Origin of the sequence: Streptomyces sp. NPDC005492 (assembly GCF_040605995.1) — a bacterium.
Taxonomy (GTDB): Bacteria; Actinomycetota; Actinomycetes; order Streptomycetales; family Streptomycetaceae; genus Streptomyces.
This window is the reverse complement of sequence record NZ_JBEXDX010000007.1, coordinates 231,272-249,667: the sequence shown is the minus strand read 5'-3', so window position 1 is coordinate 249,667 and position 18,396 is coordinate 231,272. Positions and strand designations below refer to the sequence as shown.

Genomic DNA, 18,396 nt, shown 5'->3' with positions numbered 1-18,396 from the left:
GCAACGAACCTGTACATGCCAGGAGTTGGCCGGACCGCCCTCGCGTGTTCACTCCTTCGGCGGGGGCGCACGGAAAAGCCCGTCCCAGGTGGGACGGGCTTCACCGGATGTCCGGCCGTCGGTCAGGGGGCTTGCAGATCGACCAGTTCCGCCAGGGCCTCGCGGTGGGCGCCCGCCGTGCCGTAGGCGATCGAGTCGGCCTTGGCCCGCTTGAGGTAGAGGTGGGCGGGGTGTTCCCACGTCATGCCGATGCCGGCGTGCAACTGCACGGCCTCCTCGGCCGCGTGGACGGCGACGGACGCCGCGTAGGCCTGGGCGACGGCCACCGCCACGTCGGTGTCCTCCTCGGTGGTGAGGGCGTCGGCCGCGTTGCGTGCGGCGGCCCGCAGGCTGACGACCTCCAGCCAGAGCTGGGCGAGCCGGTGCTTGAGCGCCTGGAACCCGCCGACAGGCCGGTTGAACTGCTTGCGCTCCTTGAGATACCGGACCGTCTCCGTCAACGTCCAGTCGGCGACCCCGAGTTGCTCGGAGGCGAGCAGCCCGGCACCGGCCCGCAGGGCACGTCGTACGGCGGGTTCGGCGTCGCCGAGGAGCCGTCCGGGGGCGCCGTCCAGGCGTACGGTCGCCAGCGGTCGGGTCAGGTCCAGGGACACCTGAGGGGTGACGGTCGCCGCCGTCGCGTCCACCGCGTACAGCCCGCCGTCGTCCGCGGGCACCAGCAGCACATCCGCGGCGGCCCCGTCCGCGATGCCGGTCAACTCCCCGTGCAGCGTGCCACCTTCATGGCGTACGACTTTGTAGGCGTGGCCGGGAGCGACGCTGAGCGCGACGGCGAGGGCCCCGATCCGGCGGCCGGACGCGAGGTCTGCGAGCAGGCCCCCTTCGGCAGCGCAGGCCAACAGCGCCTCCGTGGCGACGACGGCGCTCGTCAGATACGGCACGGGAGCGACCGCGCGGCCCAACTCCTCCAGTACGACGGCGACTTCGCGGTGGGTGGCGCCCTGGCCGCCCTGCGCCTCGGGCACCAGGAGTCCGGCGAGGCCCATGCCCTCGGCGAGGGCCTTCCAGGCGGCGAGGTCGTGCGGGGCGTCCGACTCGGTGCGCGCGATGACACCCGCCGCGTCGCAGTGGTCGGTGAGCAGATCCCGGACGGCGGCGCGGAGCGCCTCTTCCTCCTCCGAGTAGAGAAGATCGGGCTGCGCGTTCATCGGGCCAGGTCCTTCCATGCGACGTCCTTGTCGGTGCGCGGCTCGGCCGGCAGGCCCAGGACGCGTTCGGCGACGATGTTCAGCAGGACCTCGCTGGTCCCGCCCTCGATGCTGTTGCCCTTGGAGCGGAGGTAGCGGTAACCGGCGTCGCGGCCGGTGAAGTCCACCAGTTCCGGACGGCGCATGGTCCAGTCGTCGTACAACAGGCCTTCCTCGCCCCGGAGTTCGACCTCCAGGCCGCTGATCTCCTGGTTGAGGCGGGCGAAGGAGAGCTTCATGCCGGAGCCCTCGTGACCGGGCTGGCCCGCCACGAGCTGCTGACGCAGTCGTTCACCGGAGAGCCTGGCGACCTCGGCCTCGACCCAGAGCTTGAGGAGGCGCTGGTGGAGGTCGTGGGTGCGCAGTTCGGGTCGTTCGCGCCAGGTCTTGCTGATCGGGCCGATCATGCCGCCCTCGCGCGGGATGCGCATGCCGCCGATCGAGACGCGCTCGTTCATCAGCGTGGTCTGCGCGACCCGCCAGCCGTCGCCGACCTCGCCGAGGCGGTGGGCGTCGGGGATGCGGACGCCGGTCAGGAAGACCTCGTTGAACTCGGCCTCGCCGGTGATCTGGCGCAGCGGCCGGACGTCGACGCCGGGGTCGGTCATGTCGCAGACGAAATAGGTGATGCCGGCGTGCTTGGGCACGTCCGGGTCGGTGCGCGCGATGAGGATGGCCCAGCGGGCGAGGTGGGCGCTGGACGTCCACACCTTCTGTCCGTTGACGATCCAGTCGTCGCCCTCCCGCACGGCCCGGGTACCGAGCGCGGCCAGGTCGGACCCGGCGCCCGGCTCACTGAAGAGCTGGCACCAGACCTCCTCGCCGACCCAGAGCGGCCGCAGGAACCGCTGCTTCTGCTCCTCCGTGCCGTACTTGAGGATCGTCGGGGCGGCCATGCCGAGGCCGATGCCGATCCGGCGCGGGTCGTTGTCGGGGGCGCCCGCGGCCTCCAACTCGGCGTCCACGACGGCCTGGAGGGCGCGCGGGGCACCGAGGCCGCCGAGACCCTCGGGGTAGTGGACCCAGGCCAGACCCGCGTCGAAGCGGGCCTTGAGGAAGTCGAGGCGGTCGGTCTCCAGGGGCGGATGCGCGGTCAGCAACTCGGCCGTGAGACGCCTGAGTTCGGCTGCGTCGATGGTCATGCGGCGGCTCCGTTCTCCAACGACGGCAGGATGGTGACCCGGCCGGTCGTGACACCGTCGGCGACGCGCTGCACGGCGGCGGCCGCATCACTGAGCGGCACGCGCTCGCTCACCAAGGGCTTGATGACACCCCTGGCGGCCAGGTCGGTGAGCTGCTCGTGGCAGTGCTGGATCAGCTTCGGGTTCTTGGTGGCGTACAGGCCCCAATGCAGGCCCTGGATCGAGTAGTTCTTAACCAGGGCGTGATTGAGCGACGGGCTCGGGATCGTGCCGCTCGCGAAGCCGACGACCACGATCCGGCCCTCGAAGGCGACGACCTTCGTGGACTGCGTGTAGGCGTCGCCGCCGACCGGGTCGTAGATCACGTCGGCACCACGTCCGCCGGTGGCCTCCTTGACGGCCGCGACCACGTCCTCGGTACGCCGGTCGATGACGACGTCGCAGCCCAACTCCCGTGCCACGGCTGCCTTTTCGGCACCGCCCACGACACCGATGACGGTGGCACCGGCGGCCTTGCCGAGCTGTACGGCCGCGCTGCCGACGCCGCCGGCCGCGGCATGCACGAGCAGGGTCTCGCCGGCCTCCAGGTGGGCGCGCCGGTGGAGGCCGAACCAGCCCGTCTGGTAGCCGATGTGGAGTGCGGCCGTCTCCGCGTCGTCCAGCGATTCGGGCGCGGGCAACAGGGCGGCGGCGTCCGCGACGGCGTACTCGGCGAAACCGCCGTACGGCAGCGCGGGGTTGGCGATCACGCGGCGGCCGTCCTCGGTCTCGCCGCAGATCTCGACGCCCGGGGTGAACGGCAGCGGCGGCCTGACCTGGTAGTGGCCCCGGCACATCAGCACGTCCGGGAAGTTGATGTTCGCGGCGCGTACCTTCAGCAGGACCTGGCCCACGCCGGGTGTGGGCGTCTGCACCTCCTCCAGGCGCATCGCCTCACTCGGCTCGCCGTTCTGGTGCACTTGCCATGCCTGCATGCGGGGCCTCCACGGGACTGCTGTGCCAAACCGGGCTCGATCGCATACTAAGCGGTCGCTTGCCGATCAGGGAACAGTCACGTGGGTCACGAACAGCATCGGACGGCATCGGACGGCATCGGACGGCATCGAACGGCATCGAACGACCTTGGCGCGTCACGCCCGCCGGGGCTTCGCCCGCACATGCATCCGCTCCCCCTGTGGCCCGAACAGGCTCAGGAACTCCGCGGGCCCCTCCCCCGTCGACCCGAACCAGTGCGGCACTCGCGTGTCGAACTCCACCGCCTCCCCCGCCGCGAGCACCACATCATGTTCCCCGAGCACCAGCCGCAGCCGTCCCGCCAGCACATACAGCCACTCATAGCCCTCGTGCGTGCGCGCCTCGGGCTCCTCCTGACGCTGGGGCACCAGCACCTTGAAGGCCTGGAGTCCGCCCGGCTGGCGGGTGAGCGGCCAGTACGTACGCCCGTGCCGCTGGATCGGCTCGGAACGCACCCGGGGATCGCTCACCGGCGGCGTCCCCACCAGCTCGTCCAGCGGCACCTGATGGGCCCGCGCGATCGGCAGCAGCAGCTCCAGGCTGGGCTTGCGGAGCCCGGACTCCAGCCGGGACAGCGTGCTCACCGAGATGCCGGTCGTCTCCGAGAGCCCGGCGAGGGTCGCGCCCCGCTCCTTCCGGATCCGCCGCAGCCGCGGGCCGACCTCCGCCAGGACCTCGTCCGTGTCGTCGCTCATGACCGATATTGCAGTTTCGGCAAACACATTTGTCAATGCGGCAGGGATGGCGCGACCTTCGGGGGCGGAGGTGGTCACCATGACCGGGACACACATGGAGCCGGCACACACGTGGTCGGCACACACAGGGTCGGCGCACACCGGATCGTACGAAGTGGTCGTCATCGGCGGCGGCGCGGCCGGACTGTCCGCCGCGCTGGTCCTGGGTCGGGCCCGGCGCCGCACGCTGCTCGTCGACGCGGGCGAGCCGCGCAACACACCCGCCGCGCACATGCAGGGCTATCTGACCCGGGACGGCATGTCACCCGCCGAGTTCCTGGCCATTGGCCGCGAGGAGATCGCCCGCTACGGCGTCGACCTGGTCCGGGACCGAGCTGTCGACGTCACGAAGGGCGCCGACTTCGCCGTAGCCCTGGCGGGCGGGGAGACCGTGCACGCGCGGCGGCTGGTGATCGCCACCGGACTGAAGGACGAGCTGCCGGACGTTCCCGGAGTCGCCGAGCGCTTCGGCCGGGATGTGATCCACTGCCCGTACTGCCACGGCTGGGAGGTCCGCAACCAGGCCTTCGGGGTGCTCGCGACGACGCCGATGAGCGTGCACCAGGCGCTGATGGTCTCGCAGTGGTCCAAGGACGTGACCCTGTTCCTGCACACGGTCGCCGAGTCCGAGCTGACGGACGACGACCTGCGCAGGCTGGCCACCGCCGGGGTCGCCGTGGTGCCCGGCGAGGTCGCGGAACTCGCCGTCGAGAGCGACCGGCTCACCGGCGTCCGTCTCACGAACGGCGTCACGCACCCCCGCGAGGCCCTGTTCGTCGCACCCCGCGCGATCCCGCAGACCGGCCTGCTGGAGCAGTTGGGCGCCGAGTTGCAGGAAACCCCGTTCGGCGCCTACCCGGTGGTCGACCCGACGGGTCTGACGACCGTGCCCGGGGTGTGGGCGGCCGGCAACGCGATGGGCTTCGCCGAGCAGGTCGTGAACGCGGCCTCCGCCGGATACCGCGCGGGCGCCACGATCAACGGGGACCTGCTGATGGCCGATCTCGACGCCACCGTCCGGGTGTAGACCGGCCGCCTCCGTTGCACGATGGCTGCATGCTGCTGACCCGGCTCGCGCATGTGTCCCAGGAGGTCGCCGCCACCTCGGCGCGGTCCCGGAAGATCGCTCTGCTCGCGGAGCTGTTCCGGGACGCGGAGGCCGACGACGTCCCGATCGTCATCCCGTATCTGGCGGGCCGCCTGCCGCAGGGCCGGCTCGGCATCGGCTGGAAGGTGCTGAGCCGGCCGGTCGACCCGGCCCGGGAACCCACCCTGACCGTCCGCGAGGTGGACGCCCGCCTCACGGATCTCGGCAAGGTGTCGGGCGCCGGTTCGCAGGCCGAACGGGCGCGCCTGGTGGGCGAGTTGATGGGTGCGGCCACCGCCGACGAGCAGCGCTTCCTGTTCGGTCTGATCACCGGCGAGGTCCGGCAGGGCGCGCTGGACGCGGTCGCCGTGGAGGGACTGGCGGAGGCGACCGGCACCCCCGCCACGGACGTACGGCGGGCGGTGATGCTGGCCGGCTCGCTCCAGACGGTGGCCGAGGCCCTGCTAGCCGAAGGCCCCGCCTCCCTCGACCGCTTCCGGCTGACCGTGGGCCTCCCGGTCCTGCCGATGCTCGCGCACAGCGCCTCGTCCGTCGCCGAGGCGGTGCAGAAACTGGGCGACTGCGCGGTCGAGGAGAAGCTCGACGGCATCCGCGTCCAGGTCCACCGCGACGGCGACGTCGTACGGCTCTACACCCGCACTCTCGACGACATCACCGACCGCCTGCCCGAACTCACCGCGGCGGCACTGGAGTTGAGAGGTGAGCGATTCATCCTGGACGGCGAGGTCATCTCCTTCGACGCGGACGGGCGGCCCCGCTCCTTCCAGGAGACGGCCGGCCGGGTCGGCTCCCGGGTGGACGTGGCCACGGCCGCCGAGACCGTCCCCGTCTCCCCCGTGTTCTTCGACGCGTTGTCGGTCGACGGCCGCGACCTGCTCGACCTGCCCTTCGCCGAACGGCATGCGGAACTGGCCCAGTTGGTCCCTGAACCCATGCGCGTCCGGCGCACACTCGTCTCCGGCCCGGACGACGTCCCCGCCGCCGAGGCCTTCCTCGCCGAGACCCTGGAACGCGGCCACGAGGGCGTCGTGGTCAAAGGCCTCGACGCTCCCTACAGCGCGGGCCGCCGAGGCGCCTCCTGGCTGAAGGTGAAGCCGGTCCACACCCTCGACCTGGTCGTCCTGGCCGCCGAATGGGGCCACGGCCGCCGCACCGGCAAGCTCTCCAACCTCCACCTGGGCGCCCGCACGGCGGACGGCTCCTTCGTGATGCTCGGCAAGACCTTCAAGGGCATGACCGACGCCCTGCTGACCTGGCAGACCGAGCGCCTCCAGGAGCTGGCCGTGCAGAGCGACAGCCACGTGGTGACCGTACGGCCCGAACTCGTCGTGGAGATCGCGTACGACGGTCTGCAGAAGTCGACCCGCTACCCGGCCGGTGTCACGCTCCGCTTCGCCCGGGTTGTGCGCTACCGCGAGGACAAGCGACCGGAGGACGCCGACACCGTGGAGACGCTGCTGGCCGCGCACCCGGAGGTGAAGCTGTGAGCGGGGCGGGGACCGGAAAAGGGAAACGGAGCGCCGGACTGCTGTTGTTCCGGCACACCGATCAAGGCTTGGAGGTATTGCTCGGCCATATGGGTGGCCCGTTCTTCGCGCGGCGCGATGCCGGGGCGTGGAGTGTGCCCAAGGGCGAGTACGAGCCGGACGAACCGGCCTGGGAGGCGGCCCGGCGCGAGTTCCAGGAGGAGCTGGGGATCGCACCGCCCGACGGTGTGGCGATCGATCTCGGCGAGGTGCGGCAGACCAACGGGAAGGTCGTCACCGCGTGGGCGATCGAGGCCGACCTGGACCCGGCGGCCATGGTGCCCGGCACCTTCCGGATGGAGTGGCCACCGAAGTCCGGGCAGGTCCAGGAGTTCCCGGAGCTGGACCGGGTCGAGTGGATGGGCCTGGACCGGGCGCGGGCGGTCGTCGTTCCGGCGCAGGCCAGGTTTCTCGACCGGTTGGCGGAGCACTCGGACTGAGCAGATGCGTACGCGTTGCGACTGTTCCCGCTACGCGGGAAGGTCGAAGCACAGCCCGTTCCAGGAGGTCAGCCATGCCCATCGCGACGGTCAACCCGGCCAACGGCGAGACACTCAAGACGTACGAGGCCATGGGTGCGGAGGAGATCGAGCGCCGGCTTCAGCTCGCGGAGGCCACCTTCCGCACCTACCGGGCGTCCGCCTTCGCGGAACGCGCCCGGCTCATGCACCGGGCCGCCGACCTCCTCGACGAGGACCAGCGGGACATCGGCCGGATCATGACCACGGAGATGGGCAAGCCGATCAAGCAGGCCCGCGCGGAGGCCGCCAAGTGCGCCAAGGCGATGCGCTGGTACGCCGACCACGCGCGGGAACTGCTCGCGGACGAGGAGCCCGCCGCGTCCGACGTGAAGGACTCCGGCGCCTCCCGGGCCCTGGTGCGGTACCGGCCGCTGGGCCCGGTGCTCGCCGTGATGCCGTGGAACTTCCCGCTCTGGCAGGTGATCCGCTTCGCGGCACCCGCGCTGATGGCGGGCAACGTCGGCCTGCTCAAGCACGCCTCGAACGTCCCGCAGACCGCCCTCTACCTGGAGGACCTGTTCCACCGCGCGGGCTTCCCCGAGGGGTGTTTCCAGACCCTCCTCATCGGCTCCGGCGCGGTCGAGGAGATCCTGCGCGACGAGCGGGTGAAGGCGGCCACCCTCACCGGCAGCGAGCCCGCGGGCCGGGCGGTCGCGTCCGTCGCCGGGGACATGGTCAAGAAGACCGTGCTGGAACTGGGTGGCAGCGACCCCTATGTGGTCATGCCGTCCGCCGACATCGACCGGGCCGCCAAGACCGCGGTGACCGCGCGGGTGCAGAACAACGGGCAGTCGTGCATCGCCGCGAAGCGGTTCATCGTGCACACGGATGTCTTCGACGCCTTCGCGGAGCGGTTCGTGGCCGGTATGAAGGCGCTGACGGTCGGCGATCCGCTGGTGGAGGAGACCGAGGTCGGGCCGCTGGCGAGCGAACAGGGCCGCAGCGATCTGGAGGAACTCGTCGACGACGCGGTGGAGAGCGGGGCAACCGTGCTGTGCGGCGGCGAGCGGCCCGACGGGGACGGCTGGTTCTACCCGCCGACCGTGCTCGGCGACATCACCCGCGAGATGCGCATCCACCGCGAGGAGACCTTCGGCCCCGTCGCCACCCTGTACCGCGCGGCCGACCTCGACGAGGCCGTACTGATCGCCAACGACACGCCGTTCGGGCTGAGTTCCAACGTGTGGACGCGGGACGAGGCGGAGGTCGACCGTTTCGTACGGGACCTGGAGGCCGGCGGGGTGTTCGTCAACGGGATGACCGCGTCGCATCCGGCGTTCCCGTTCGGCGGGGTGAAGCGGTCCGGGTACGGGCGGGAGTTGTCGGGGCACGGAATCCGCGAGTTCTGCAACATCACCACGGTATGGCACGGAGCGTGAGCATTCCGCGGCTACGATCCCCTCTGTGAACCGCGAAGTGACTCTGCCTCTGATCGTCGACGACCGCGGGACCTTGCAGGTGGCTGCGGCGGATGTCAGCAAGCTGCTCCGTACGGTGGGTGGTCGCTGGCTGCACCTTGTCGAGGCCGGGGATGAGGGGCTGGACGAGGACACGGTCGCCGCGTTGACGATCGAGCTGGCGAAGCTGGCCGATCGTATTGACGTTGCGTGTATTGCGCACAGCAGTGGGGGGTCCTCGTAAGCGGGTGGATGGGTGCGGGACCGCTGTAGCTGGGTGCGCCCGCGGCGGAGCCACAAATGTCGCAGCCCCGCGCCCCTAGGGGGTGCCCTGAGCCTGCGTCGGAAGGCTTGACCAGAACATCCGCCGTTCGCCTGGCCCGCACGCACCGCTGCCGCCGCTTTCTCCTCCAGTTCCGGTGCTGGCGCAATAGCCGCCCCATTCCGCGAAGTTCGATGTCAGGGCGAGGTCGTCGATGCCGCATGCCGCCGCGTACGCCTCAAGGGTCGCGCGGTGGGCCAGGTGGAGGAAGGGCGTGCGGTCCGCGGGGATCACATGGTGCCGTTCCAGGGCCAGGGTGGCGAGGGTTTCGAGGGGCGCGGTGCCGGTCGCGATCAGGGGGACGAGGGGGTTGGCGGGCCTCGGGTCCTCCCACAGACAGTGCACAGATTTTCACTGATCCGACCTTTACACAGGGTCGCTGAATTGGAGTAGTCCACCGAGAGATCGTCGCCCCCAAGGGTGATCGTGGATGCACCACCCTCAGAGGTGAACCACCTTCTGACCGGCGGGCCAAGGCCTACCGGAAAGCGAAAGCAGGGACGGTTCATGGCGACTTTGTGCAAGCCCTCGGTGTCGGTTCCCGAGCATGTGATCACGATGGAGGAGACGCTGGAGCTGGCGCGCTCCCGTCACGCGGACCACCCCAACCTGCCGCTGGCCCTTCGGCTGATCGAGAACACCGGCGTACGGACTCGGCACATCGTGCAGCCCATCGAGGAGACCCTGAAGCACCCGGGGTTCGAGGAACGCAACAAGATCTACACGGCCGAGGCGAAGGCCCGGGTCCCGGCGGTCGTCCAGCGCGCGCTCGACGAGGCCGAGCTGCTCACCGACGACATCGACGTGATCATCTACGTCTCGTGCACGGGCTTCATGATGCCCTCGCTCACGGCCTGGCTGATCAACGAGATGGACTTCGAGTCCACCACCCGCCAGATCCCCATCGCCCAGCTCGGCTGCGCGGCCGGCGGTGCGGCGATCAACCGGGCGCACGACTTCTGCACGGCCTACCCCGAGGCCAACGCGCTCATCGTGGCCTGCGAGTTCTGCTCGCTGTGCTACCAGCCCACCGACCTGGGCATCGGCTCCCTGCTCTCCAACGGGCTGTTCGGCGACGGCATCGCCGCGGCCGTGGTGCGCGGGCGGGGCGGCACCGGGATCGAGCTCGAACGCAACGGGTCGTACCTGATCCCCAAGACCGAAGAGTGGATCATGTACGACGTCCGGGCCACCGGCTTCCACTTCCTGCTGGACAAGCGGGTGCCGGCCACCATGGAGCCCCTCGCACCGGCACTCCAGGACCTCGCGGGGCTGCACGGCTGGGACGCGGCCGACCTGGACTTCTACATAGTCCACGCGGGCGGGCCCCGAATACTCGACGACCTGAGCAAGTTCCTCCAGGTCGACCCGCACGCGTTCCGGTTCAGCCGGGCCACCCTCACCGAGTACGGCAACATCGCCAGCGCGGTCGTCCTGGACGCGCTGCGACGGCTGTTCGACGAGGGCGGCGCCGAACACCGGGCGCGCGGACTGCTCGCCGGGTTCGGACCCGGTATCACCGCCGAGATGGCCCTGGGCCGCTGGCACAGCGACGACCGGGAGACGGCGGCATGACTGAAGAGACGCTCACCGAGACCCTGCCCCCGGTCCGGCCCTGGCCGGCCCTCGATCTGACCGGGGTGGACTTCGACCCGGTCCTCTCCAAGCTGATGCGGGAGGGTCCGGTCAACCGGATCAAGCTGCCCAACGGCGAGGGCTGGGCCTGGCTGGTCACCCGCCACGACGACGTGCGGATGGTCACCAACGACCCCCGGTTCAGCCGCGAGGCGGTGATGGACCAGCCGGTGACCCGGCTCGCCCCGCACTTCATCCCGGCCCGCGGCGCGGTCGGCTTCCTCGATCCGCCGGACCACACCCGGCTACGGCGTTCGGTGGCCGCGGCGTTCACGGCGCGCGGGGTGGAGCGGGTGCGGGAGCAATCCCGGCTGCTGCTCGACGAGTTGGTCGACGAGCTGCTCCGGGACGGGCCGCCCGCGGATCTCACCGAGACCGTGCTGAGCCCGTTCCCGATCACGGTGATCTGCGAGTTGATGGGTGTGCCGGCCGCCGATCGGCACGGCATGCACACCTGGACCCAGCTCATTCTGTCCTCGTCGCACGGCGTCAAGGTCAGCGAGCGGGCGAAGGAGGAGATGGGCGCCTACTTCGGCGATCTCATCGGCTTGCGGGTGGGCAGCGACGGCGAGGACGTGGCCTCGCTGCTCGGTGCCGCTGTGGGCCGGGAGGAGATCACCCTGGAGGAGGCAGTCGGGCTCGCGGTGCTGCTCCAGATCGGCGGCGAGGCGGTCACGAACAACAGCGGGCAGATGTTCTACCTGCTGCTGACCCGACCGGATCTTGTCGAACGACTGCGCGCCGAGCGGGAGTTGAGGCCGCAGGCCATCGACGAGCTGCTGCGCTACATCCCGCACCGCAACGCGGTCGGGCTGTCCCGGATCGCCATGGAGGACGTGGAGATCCGTGGCGTACGGATGCGGGCCGGCGACCCGGTGTATGTGTCGTACCTGGCCGCCAACCGCGACCCGGACGTCTTCCCGGACCCCGAGAAGATCGACTTCTCGCGCAGTCCGAACCCGCATGTGTCCTTCGGCTTCGGCCCGCACTTCTGTCCCGGCAACATGCTGGCGAGGCTGGAGTCCGAGCTGCTGGTGGACGCGTTGCTGGACCGGCTGCCGGGGTTGCGGCTCGCGGTTCCGGCCGATGAAGTGCCGTTCAGGAAGGGCGCGTTGATCCGCGGGCCCGAGGCACTGCCCGTGACGTGGTGAGGTGCCGGTGACGGCGACGGAGGGGCTGCTGGTGCCGCCGGGGCACGGCCGGATCGTGCGGACACCGGCGCAGCACGTGACGTTCAAGGTGACCGGCTCGCACTCGCGGACGGCGTCCACCTTCGAGGTGGTGGTGCCGCCGGGGTTCGACGTCGGGGCCCATGTGCACACGCGCAGCGAGGAGTTGTTCTATGTGCTCGAAGGCGAGCTGGACGTGCTCGCCTTCGAGCCGCGCGTCCGGACCCCGGACAACTGGCAGCGCTGGGAGTCGAGTTCGGGCACCCGGGTGGTACGGGCGACACCGGGGACGGTGATCGTCGTACCGCCGGGGTGTCCGCACGCGTTCGCGAACCCGACGGAGACGCCCGCGAAGATGTTCTTCCAGGCGTCTCCGCCGCCGGACCACGAGCGGTACTTCGAGGAGCTGTTGGAGATCCTCGGGGGCGGTGGGCCTCCGGACCACGCGGCGATCGAGGAGTTGCGCTCGCGCTACGACATCGAGCAGCTCACGCCCCTGAAACACCGGTAGTCGCGCGTGGCGTCCCGGATCAACGGATCGGCATCCCCGACAGGGTGCGGGCGATCACCAGGCGCTGGATCTCGCTCGTGCCCTCGAAGATCGTGTAGATCGCGGCATCGCGGTGCATCCGCTCGACCGGGTACTCGCGGGTGTAGCCGTTGCCGCCGAGGATCTGGATCGCCTGGCCGGTGACCTTCTTGGCGGTCTCGCTGGCGAACAGCTTCGACATCGAGCCCTCGGCCGCGGTGAACTGCTTGCCGTTGACGGCCATCCAGGACGCGCGCCACACCAGCAGCCGGGCCGCGTCGATGGACGTACGCATGTCGGCGAGCTGGAAGGCGACGCCCTGGTTGTCGATGATCGGGCGGCCGAACTGCTCGCGCGTCTTGGCGTAGTCGAGGGCGACCTCGTAGGCGGCGCGGGCCGTGCCCACGGCCATCGCGCCGACGGCCGGGCGGGACGCCTCGAAGGTGGCCATCGCCGCGTTCTTCACGCGCTCGCCGCCGCCCGCCTTGGCGCGCTCACGGGCGCGGGCGAGGCGCTCGTCGAGCTTCTCCTTGCCGCCGAGCAGGCAGGAACCGGGGACGCGCACGTTCTCCAGGACGACCTCGGCGGTGTGCGAGGCGCGGATGCCGTGCTTCTTGAACTTCTGCCCCTGGGACAGGCCCGGGGTGCCGGCCGGGACGATGAAGGAGGCGTGGCCCTTGGAGCCGAGGTCCGCGTCGACGACCGCGACGACGACGTGCACGTTGGCGATACCGCCGTTGGTCGCCCAGGTCTTGGTGCCGTTGAGCACCCACTCGTCCTTGGCCTCGTCGTAGACGGCACGCGTGCGCATGGAGGCCACGTCGGAACCGGCGTCGGGCTCGGAGGAGCAGAAGGCGGCGACCTTGACGTCGTTGGCGTCGCCGTACATCTGCGGGATCCAGGTGCCGATCTGCTCCTCGGTGCCGTTGGCGAGGACGCCGACGGCGGCCAGGCCGGTGCCGACGATGGAGAGGGCTATGCCCGCGTCGCCCCAGAACAGCTCCTCCATGGCCATCGGGATGCCGAGGCCGGTGGGGTCGAAGTACTGCTGGGCGTAGAAGTCCAGGGAGTAGATGCCGACCTTCGCGGCCTCCTGGATGACCGGCCAGGGAGTTTCCTCACGCTCGTCCCATTCGGCGGCGGCGGGGCGGATGACGTCGGCGGCGAAGCCGTGCAGCCAGTCCCGCACCTCCTTCTGTTCGTCGTTGAGTTCCATGGTGAACTCGGCCATGACTCCTCCAGCGGCGCACTAGCATGTTACTTGCGGTAACGACAGAGTCTGTTACCGACGGGTAGGAAAAGTCAACTCCCGATGACCGGTCAGTGGCCCGACAACCCGTTCGAGGTGTAGGGCACATTGAGTGCTAGTTTGCGCAGGCGTCACCGATTCAGCACGGGTGGGGAGAGATCATGGACACCACGCAGCGGACCGATCAGCAACGGTCCGCCGACCGCCGACGGCGTGAGCTGTTGGAGGCCGCGGACAGAGTGGTGCTGCGTGACGGACCGCAGGCCTCGATGAACGCCATCGCGGCCGAGGCGGGTATCACCAAGCCGATCCTGTACCGGCACTTCGGTGACAAGGGTGGACTCTACGCCGCCCTCGCCAAGCGGCACACGGACGCCCTGTTGTCCTCGCTGCGGGCCGCGCTGGACGCGCCCGCCGAGCGGCGGGAGCGGGTCGAGGCCACGCTCGACACCTACCTCGCCGCGATCGAGGCGCTGCCTCAGGTGTACCGGTTCCTGATGCATCCCGTGGAGGGCGGCCAGACCGCGGACCAGGGGTTCGACACCGGGAACCACTCGGTTCCGCTGCTGCGGCGGATGGGCGAGGAGCTGGCCCAGGTCATCGAGGAGCGGGTCGATCTCGGACCGAACAGCCAGCAGCTCGCCCGGGTGTGGGGGCACGGCATCGTCGGCATGATGCACGCGGCCGGGGACTGGTGGCTGGGGGAACGGCCTTGCGCTCGGGCCGAGTTGGTGCGGAGCCTCGCGGATCTGCTGTGGGGGCGGCTGGCCGCCGCCGGGGACAGGATCGGTGGGCCGGGGTTCTAGGGTCCCGCGCGGCTCACCGGTGCCAAGAAGCCCGGGTCGCCTGTCTCATCAGCCTTCTGTGCCGCCAGCCCGTGACCCGGTCCGCGTACACCGTCCCCTCCACATGGTCGTACTCGTGCTGCAGGCACCGCGCGAACCACCCCGTCCCGTGCACGGTGACCGGCTCCCCGGTCACCGTGCAACCCTCGACCACCGCGTGGTCGTAGCGCTCCGTCCCCGCCTCCAGGCCCGGTAGGGACAGACAGCCCTCCGGACCCCTCAGCACCACACCGTCCGCCTCGACGAGGCGTGGGTTGACCACATGGCCGAGGTGGCGGACCTCCTCGTCGTCGGGGCAGTCGTAGACGAACACCCTCAGGGACTCGCCCACTTGGTTCGCGGCCAGACCCACGCCCTGGGCCGCGTACATCGTCGCGAACAAGTCCTCGACGAGACGGGCGAGTTCCGGGCCGAAGTCGGTGACCTCCTCGCACGGGGCGTGCAGCAGGGGGTCGCCGAGCAGGGTGAGGGGACGGACTCGCCCGTGGGCGCCCGGGATGGAGCCGTATCGCATGGGCGCAAGGGTACGGTTCTCTACGGCGCACGCCCGCCGCGAGGCGTTCGCGGTGCCGCGGTTCGGGCACTGATACGGATCTCGATAGGCTGAGGTCCACACCACGTTGCCGGAGGCAGAGGCGCGGCGCGTACGCAAGGAGGATCGAGAACTGATGGCAGGCAACTCGGACCCGCTCACGCCGCGGGCCAAGCTCGCCGTGACGGCGGGCAAGGCGGTCGCGGCGGCATCGCGTGCCGCGGGGCGGGGCAGCGGATCGGTGATCGGCGGCCGAGTGGCACTCAAACTCGACCCCGACCTGCTGGCCCGGCTCGCACAGAGTCTGGATGTGACCCTCGTCTCCGCGACCAACGGGAAGACGACGACGACACGACTGATCGCCGAAGCCCTGGGGGCCGCCGGACCCGTCGTGTCGAACGCGCTCGGCGCCAACATGCCCGCCGGTATCACCTCGGCGCTGGCCGGCGGCTCGGACGCCAAGTTCGGTGTCATCGAGGTCGACGAGAAGTACCTCGCCGGTGTCGCCCGGGACACCGACCCCAAGTGCATCGCGCTCCTCAACCTCTCCCGCGACCAACTGGACCGCGCGGCCGAGACCCGCATGCTCGCGGAGAACTGGCGTGAGGGGCTGGCCGGTTCCAAGGCCGTCATCGTCGCCAACGCCGACGACCCGCTGGTCGTGTGGGCCGCCTCCTCCTCCCCCAACGTGATCTGGGTCGCCGCCGGGCAGATGTGGAAGGACGACGCCTGGTCCTGCCCGTCCTGCGGCGGTGTGATGCAGCGGCCGGGCGACGACTGGTTCTGCGGCGAGTGCGGATTCCGCCGTCCGACGCCGAGTTGGGCGCTGTCCGGGGACCACGTTCTCGACCCGCACGGCTCCGCCTGGCCGATCCACCTTCAGCTCCCGGGCCGCGCCAACAAGGCCAACGCCGCCTCCTCCGCCGCGGTCGCCGCGGTCTTCGGGGTGCCGCCGCAGGTCGCCCTGGAGCGCATGTACCGGGTGCAGGCGGTCGCCGGACGGTACGACGTCGTCCAGTTCATGCAGCGCGACCTGCGCCTGCTGCTGGCGAAGAACCCGGCGGGCTGGCTCGAAACGTTCAGCCTGATCGACCCGCCGCCCACGCCGGTGATCCTCTCGGTGAACGCGCGCGGCGCCGACGGCACCGACACCTCCTGGCTGTGGGACGTCGACTACACCCGCCTCACCGGCCACCCCATCTTCGTCGTCGGCGACCGCAAGCTGGACCTCGCCGTCCGCCTGGAGGTCGCGGGCCAGCACTTCCAGGTCTGCGACAACCTCGACCAGGCCGTGCAGATGGCACCGCCCGGCCGGATCGAGGTCATCGCCAACTACACCGCGTTCCAGGACCTGCGCCGCCGCGTCGGCAACTGAGACCCAGAACCCCCAGAGGACGAATGACCATGAGCGACAACCAGCTCCGTCTGGTGTGGATCTACCCCGACCTGCTGAGCACCTACGGCGACCAGGGCAACGCCCTGGTCGTGGAGCGCCGGGCGCGGCAGCGCGGCCTCGACGTGGCCCGGCTGGACGTGCGCAGCGACCAGCCGATCCCGACCTCGGGCGACATCTATCTGATCGGCGGCGGCGAGGACCGCCCGCAGCGGCTCGCGGCCGAGCGGCTGCGCCGCGACGGCGGCCTGCACCGGGCGGTCGGCAACGGCGCGATCGTCTTCTCGGTGTGCGCCGGCTACCAGATCCTCGGCCACGAGTTCATCAACGACCTCGGCCAGCGCGAGCCCGGCCTCGGCCTGCTCGACGTGGTGTCGACGCGCGGCGAGGGCGAGCGGTGCGTCGGCGATGTCCTCGGCGACATCGACGCACGTCTGGGCCTGCCCCCGCTGACCGGCTTCGAGAACCACCAGGGCATCACCCACCTCGGCCCCACCGCCCGCCCCTTCGCCAACGTCCGCCTCGGCAAGGGCAACGGCACGGGGGACGGCACCGAGGGCGCGTACAACGACACGGTGTTCGGCACGTACATGCACGGTCCCGTGCTGGCCCGCAACCCGCTGATCGCGGACCTGCTGCTCAAGCTGGCCCTCGACGTCAACGCGCTGCCGCCGATCGACGACCGCTGGTACGAGGCGCTCCGCAACGAGCGCATCGCCGCAGCTCAGCAGCCTGCCTGAGCCAGGCGTTCATCTCCTTGCCGAACCCCGGGAACCAGCCCGTCTGACGACCAGTCCGCGCAGGTGAGCGGGGTCGTCCAGCAGGCGGACGCACGCTACGATCCCGCCCCCTGCTGCCGCTAGGGTGGCGGGGTTCGTGCCGGACAGTGTGGTCCGGTCCCGGCCCACGTTGAGAAGGTTCTTCGGGCTATGCGCATTGGTGTCCTCACGTCCGGCGGCGACTGCCCCGGCCTGAACGCCGTCATCCGGTCCGTCGTGCACCGCGCCGTCGTGGACCACGGCGACGAGGTCATCGGCTTCCGGGACGGCTGGAAGGGCCTCCTGGAGTGCGACTACCTCAAGCTCGACCTCGACGCGGTGAGCGGCATCCTCGCCCGCGGCGGCACCATCCTCGGCTCCTCCCGTGTCCAGCCCTCCCATCTGCGGGACGGTGTGGAGCGGGCCCGGGGTCACGTCGCGGAGCTGGGTCTCGACGCGATCATCCCGATCGGCGGCGAGGGCACGCTCAAGGCGGCCAAGCTGATGTACGACGCCGGTCTCCCGATAGTCGGCGTCCCCAAGACCATCGACAACGACATCGCGGTCACGGACGTCACCTTCGGCTTCGACACGGCCGTCGGTGTCGCCACCGAGGCGCTCGACCGGCTCAAGACGACCGCCGAGTCCCACCAGCGCGTCCTGGTCGTGGAAGTCATGGGCCGCCACACCGGCTGGATCGCGCTGCACTCCGGCATGGCGGCCGGCGCGCACGCCATCGTCGTACCTGAACGCCCCTTCGACATCGAGGAGTTGGCCGCCCGCGTCGGCGAACGCTTCGAGGCGGGCAAGCGGTTCGCGATCGTGGTCGCGGCGGAGGGCGCCAAGCCGCGTGCGGGCTCCATGGAGTTCGACGAGGGCAAGAAGGACGTCTACGGCCACGAGCGCTTCGCGGGCATCGCGCGGCAACTGTCGATCGAGCTGGAGGAGCGCCTCGGCAAGGAGGCGCGGCCGGTGATCCTCGGGCACGTTCAGCGCGGGGGTACGCCCACCGCGTACGACCGGGTGCTGGCGACCCGGTTCGGGTGGCACGCGGTGGAGGCGGCGCACCGGGGCGAGTTCGGCAAGATGACCGCGCTGCGGGGCACCGACATCCTGATGGTCTCGCTGGCGGAAGCGGTGGAGACGCTGAAGACGGTGCCCGCCGACCGGTACGAAGAGGCGGAGTGCGTCCTGTAACGCGTAGCTGAGCGAAACCGCCCCCGGTCACGATCGTGGCCGGGGGCGGTTCTAGTCTGGGTGCGGACAGACTTGCAC

General features: G+C 70.5%; 19 protein-coding genes. 12 read left to right on the top strand and 7 right to left on the bottom strand.

The genetic code is table 11. From position 1 onward, the window contains the following. Positions 1-122 precede the first annotated feature (122 nt). From ABZT04_RS13025 to ABZT04_RS13010, 4 genes are all read right to left on the bottom strand, one after another. Positions 123-1,208 carry an acyl-CoA dehydrogenase family protein gene (locus ABZT04_RS13025; RefSeq protein ID WP_356056103.1) on the bottom strand — a complete coding sequence of 362 codons (1,086 nt, stop codon included), beginning with the start codon at positions 1,206-1,208 and terminating at the stop codon, positions 123-125. Beyond that, positions 1,205-2,389: an acyl-CoA dehydrogenase family protein gene (locus ABZT04_RS13020; RefSeq protein WP_356056101.1), complete on the bottom strand. Its 1,185-nt coding sequence runs from the start codon at positions 2,387-2,389 to the stop codon at positions 1,205-1,207. The genes ABZT04_RS13025 and ABZT04_RS13020 overlap by 4 nt, the downstream gene beginning before the upstream one ends. Beyond that, a complete protein-coding gene (locus ABZT04_RS13015; RefSeq protein WP_356056099.1) occupies positions 2,386-3,363 on the bottom strand; it encodes an NADPH:quinone oxidoreductase family protein in 978 nt (325 codons plus the stop codon). The genes ABZT04_RS13020 and ABZT04_RS13015 overlap by 4 nt, the downstream gene beginning before the upstream one ends. Before the next feature lie 156 nt (positions 3,364-3,519). Then, positions 3,520-4,098: an XRE family transcriptional regulator gene (locus ABZT04_RS13010; protein WP_355904450.1), complete on the bottom strand. Its 579-nt coding sequence runs from the start codon at positions 4,096-4,098 to the stop codon at positions 3,520-3,522. A 94-nt stretch (positions 4,099-4,192) separates the two neighbouring features. On the opposite strand from ABZT04_RS13010, the gene ABZT04_RS13005 reads away from it, so the two are divergent. The 5 genes from ABZT04_RS13005 (at position 4,193) to ABZT04_RS12985 (ending at position 8,933) form a co-directional block, all read left to right on the top strand. After that, positions 4,193-5,164 carry an NAD(P)/FAD-dependent oxidoreductase gene (locus tag ABZT04_RS13005; protein ID WP_356056200.1) on the top strand — a complete coding sequence of 324 codons (972 nt, stop codon included), beginning with the start codon at positions 4,193-4,195 and terminating at the stop codon, positions 5,162-5,164. A 29-nt stretch (positions 5,165-5,193) separates the two neighbouring features. After that, complete coding sequence (locus ABZT04_RS13000) at positions 5,194-6,732, top strand: ATP-dependent DNA ligase (protein ID WP_356056097.1); 1,539 nt, start codon at positions 5,194-5,196, stop codon at positions 6,730-6,732. Further along, the gene (locus ABZT04_RS12995; protein ID WP_356056095.1) at positions 6,729-7,211 is read left to right on the top strand and encodes an NUDIX domain-containing protein; all 483 of its coding nucleotides are present in this window, start codon (positions 6,729-6,731) and stop codon (positions 7,209-7,211) included. Before ABZT04_RS13000 ends, ABZT04_RS12995 begins: the two co-directional genes overlap by 4 nt. Positions 7,212-7,285: 74 nt before the next feature. Then, complete coding sequence (locus tag ABZT04_RS12990; RefSeq protein ID WP_356056092.1) at positions 7,286-8,671, top strand: NADP-dependent succinic semialdehyde dehydrogenase; 1,386 nt, start codon at positions 7,286-7,288, stop codon at positions 8,669-8,671. Between the two features lie 25 nt (positions 8,672-8,696). Next, entirely contained in the window at positions 8,697-8,933 is a 237-nt protein-coding gene (locus tag ABZT04_RS12985; RefSeq protein WP_355904435.1) for a DUF6213 family protein, read from the top strand. 75 nt (positions 8,934-9,008) lie between these two features. Here ABZT04_RS12985 and ABZT04_RS12980 read toward each other — a convergent pair whose 3' ends face one another. Then, positions 9,009-9,356, bottom strand: coding sequence for a hypothetical protein (locus ABZT04_RS12980; protein ID WP_356056090.1), 348 nt, complete (start codon positions 9,354-9,356; stop codon positions 9,009-9,011). Positions 9,357-9,518: 162 nt separating this feature from the next. Here ABZT04_RS12980 and ABZT04_RS12975 point away from each other — a divergent pair, with 162 nt between their 5' ends. From ABZT04_RS12975 to ABZT04_RS12965, 3 genes are read left to right on the top strand one after another with little or no spacing between them, the layout of a single operon-like run. Beyond that, the gene (locus tag ABZT04_RS12975; RefSeq protein WP_356056088.1) at positions 9,519-10,586 is read left to right on the top strand and encodes a type III polyketide synthase; all 1,068 of its coding nucleotides are present in this window, start codon (positions 9,519-9,521) and stop codon (positions 10,584-10,586) included. After that, positions 10,583-11,797, top strand: coding sequence for a cytochrome P450 (locus ABZT04_RS12970; RefSeq protein ID WP_356056085.1), 1,215 nt, complete (start codon positions 10,583-10,585; stop codon positions 11,795-11,797). The genes ABZT04_RS12975 and ABZT04_RS12970 overlap by 4 nt, the downstream gene beginning before the upstream one ends. Before the next feature lie 7 nt (positions 11,798-11,804). After that, complete coding sequence (locus tag ABZT04_RS12965; RefSeq protein ID WP_356056083.1) at positions 11,805-12,326, top strand: cupin domain-containing protein; 522 nt, start codon at positions 11,805-11,807, stop codon at positions 12,324-12,326. 19 nt (positions 12,327-12,345) lie between these two features. Here ABZT04_RS12965 and ABZT04_RS12960 read toward each other — a convergent pair whose 3' ends face one another. Further along, a complete protein-coding gene (locus ABZT04_RS12960; protein ID WP_356056081.1) occupies positions 12,346-13,575 on the bottom strand; it encodes an acyl-CoA dehydrogenase family protein in 1,230 nt (409 codons plus the stop codon). A gap of 179 nt (positions 13,576-13,754) precedes the next feature. Between ABZT04_RS12960 and ABZT04_RS12955 the strand changes: the two genes are divergently transcribed. Then, on the top strand, positions 13,755-14,399 hold the full coding sequence (locus ABZT04_RS12955) for a TetR family transcriptional regulator (protein ID WP_356056079.1): 645 nt from the start codon (positions 13,755-13,757) through the stop codon (positions 14,397-14,399). Between the two features lie 13 nt (positions 14,400-14,412). Here the strand turns inward: ABZT04_RS12955 and def are convergent, their stop codons facing one another. Then, the gene (def, locus tag ABZT04_RS12950; protein WP_356056077.1) at positions 14,413-14,952 is read right to left on the bottom strand and encodes a peptide deformylase; all 540 of its coding nucleotides are present in this window, start codon (positions 14,950-14,952) and stop codon (positions 14,413-14,415) included. A 154-nt stretch (positions 14,953-15,106) separates the two neighbouring features. Here def and ABZT04_RS12945 point away from each other — a divergent pair, with 154 nt between their 5' ends. The 3 genes from ABZT04_RS12945 to ABZT04_RS12935 all read left to right on the top strand — a co-directional run bounded on the left by ABZT04_RS12945 (position 15,107) and on the right by ABZT04_RS12935 (position 18,318). Next, positions 15,107-16,345: a MurT ligase domain-containing protein gene (locus ABZT04_RS12945; protein WP_356056075.1), complete on the top strand. Its 1,239-nt coding sequence runs from the start codon at positions 15,107-15,109 to the stop codon at positions 16,343-16,345. A 29-nt stretch (positions 16,346-16,374) separates the two neighbouring features. Further along, complete coding sequence (locus tag ABZT04_RS12940) at positions 16,375-17,103, top strand: glutamine amidotransferase (RefSeq protein ID WP_355904411.1); 729 nt, start codon at positions 16,375-16,377, stop codon at positions 17,101-17,103. A 189-nt stretch (positions 17,104-17,292) separates the two neighbouring features. After that, positions 17,293-18,318 carry a 6-phosphofructokinase gene (locus ABZT04_RS12935; protein WP_356056074.1) on the top strand — a complete coding sequence of 342 codons (1,026 nt, stop codon included), beginning with the start codon at positions 17,293-17,295 and terminating at the stop codon, positions 18,316-18,318. The last annotated feature ends 78 nt before the right edge of the window (positions 18,319-18,396 follow it).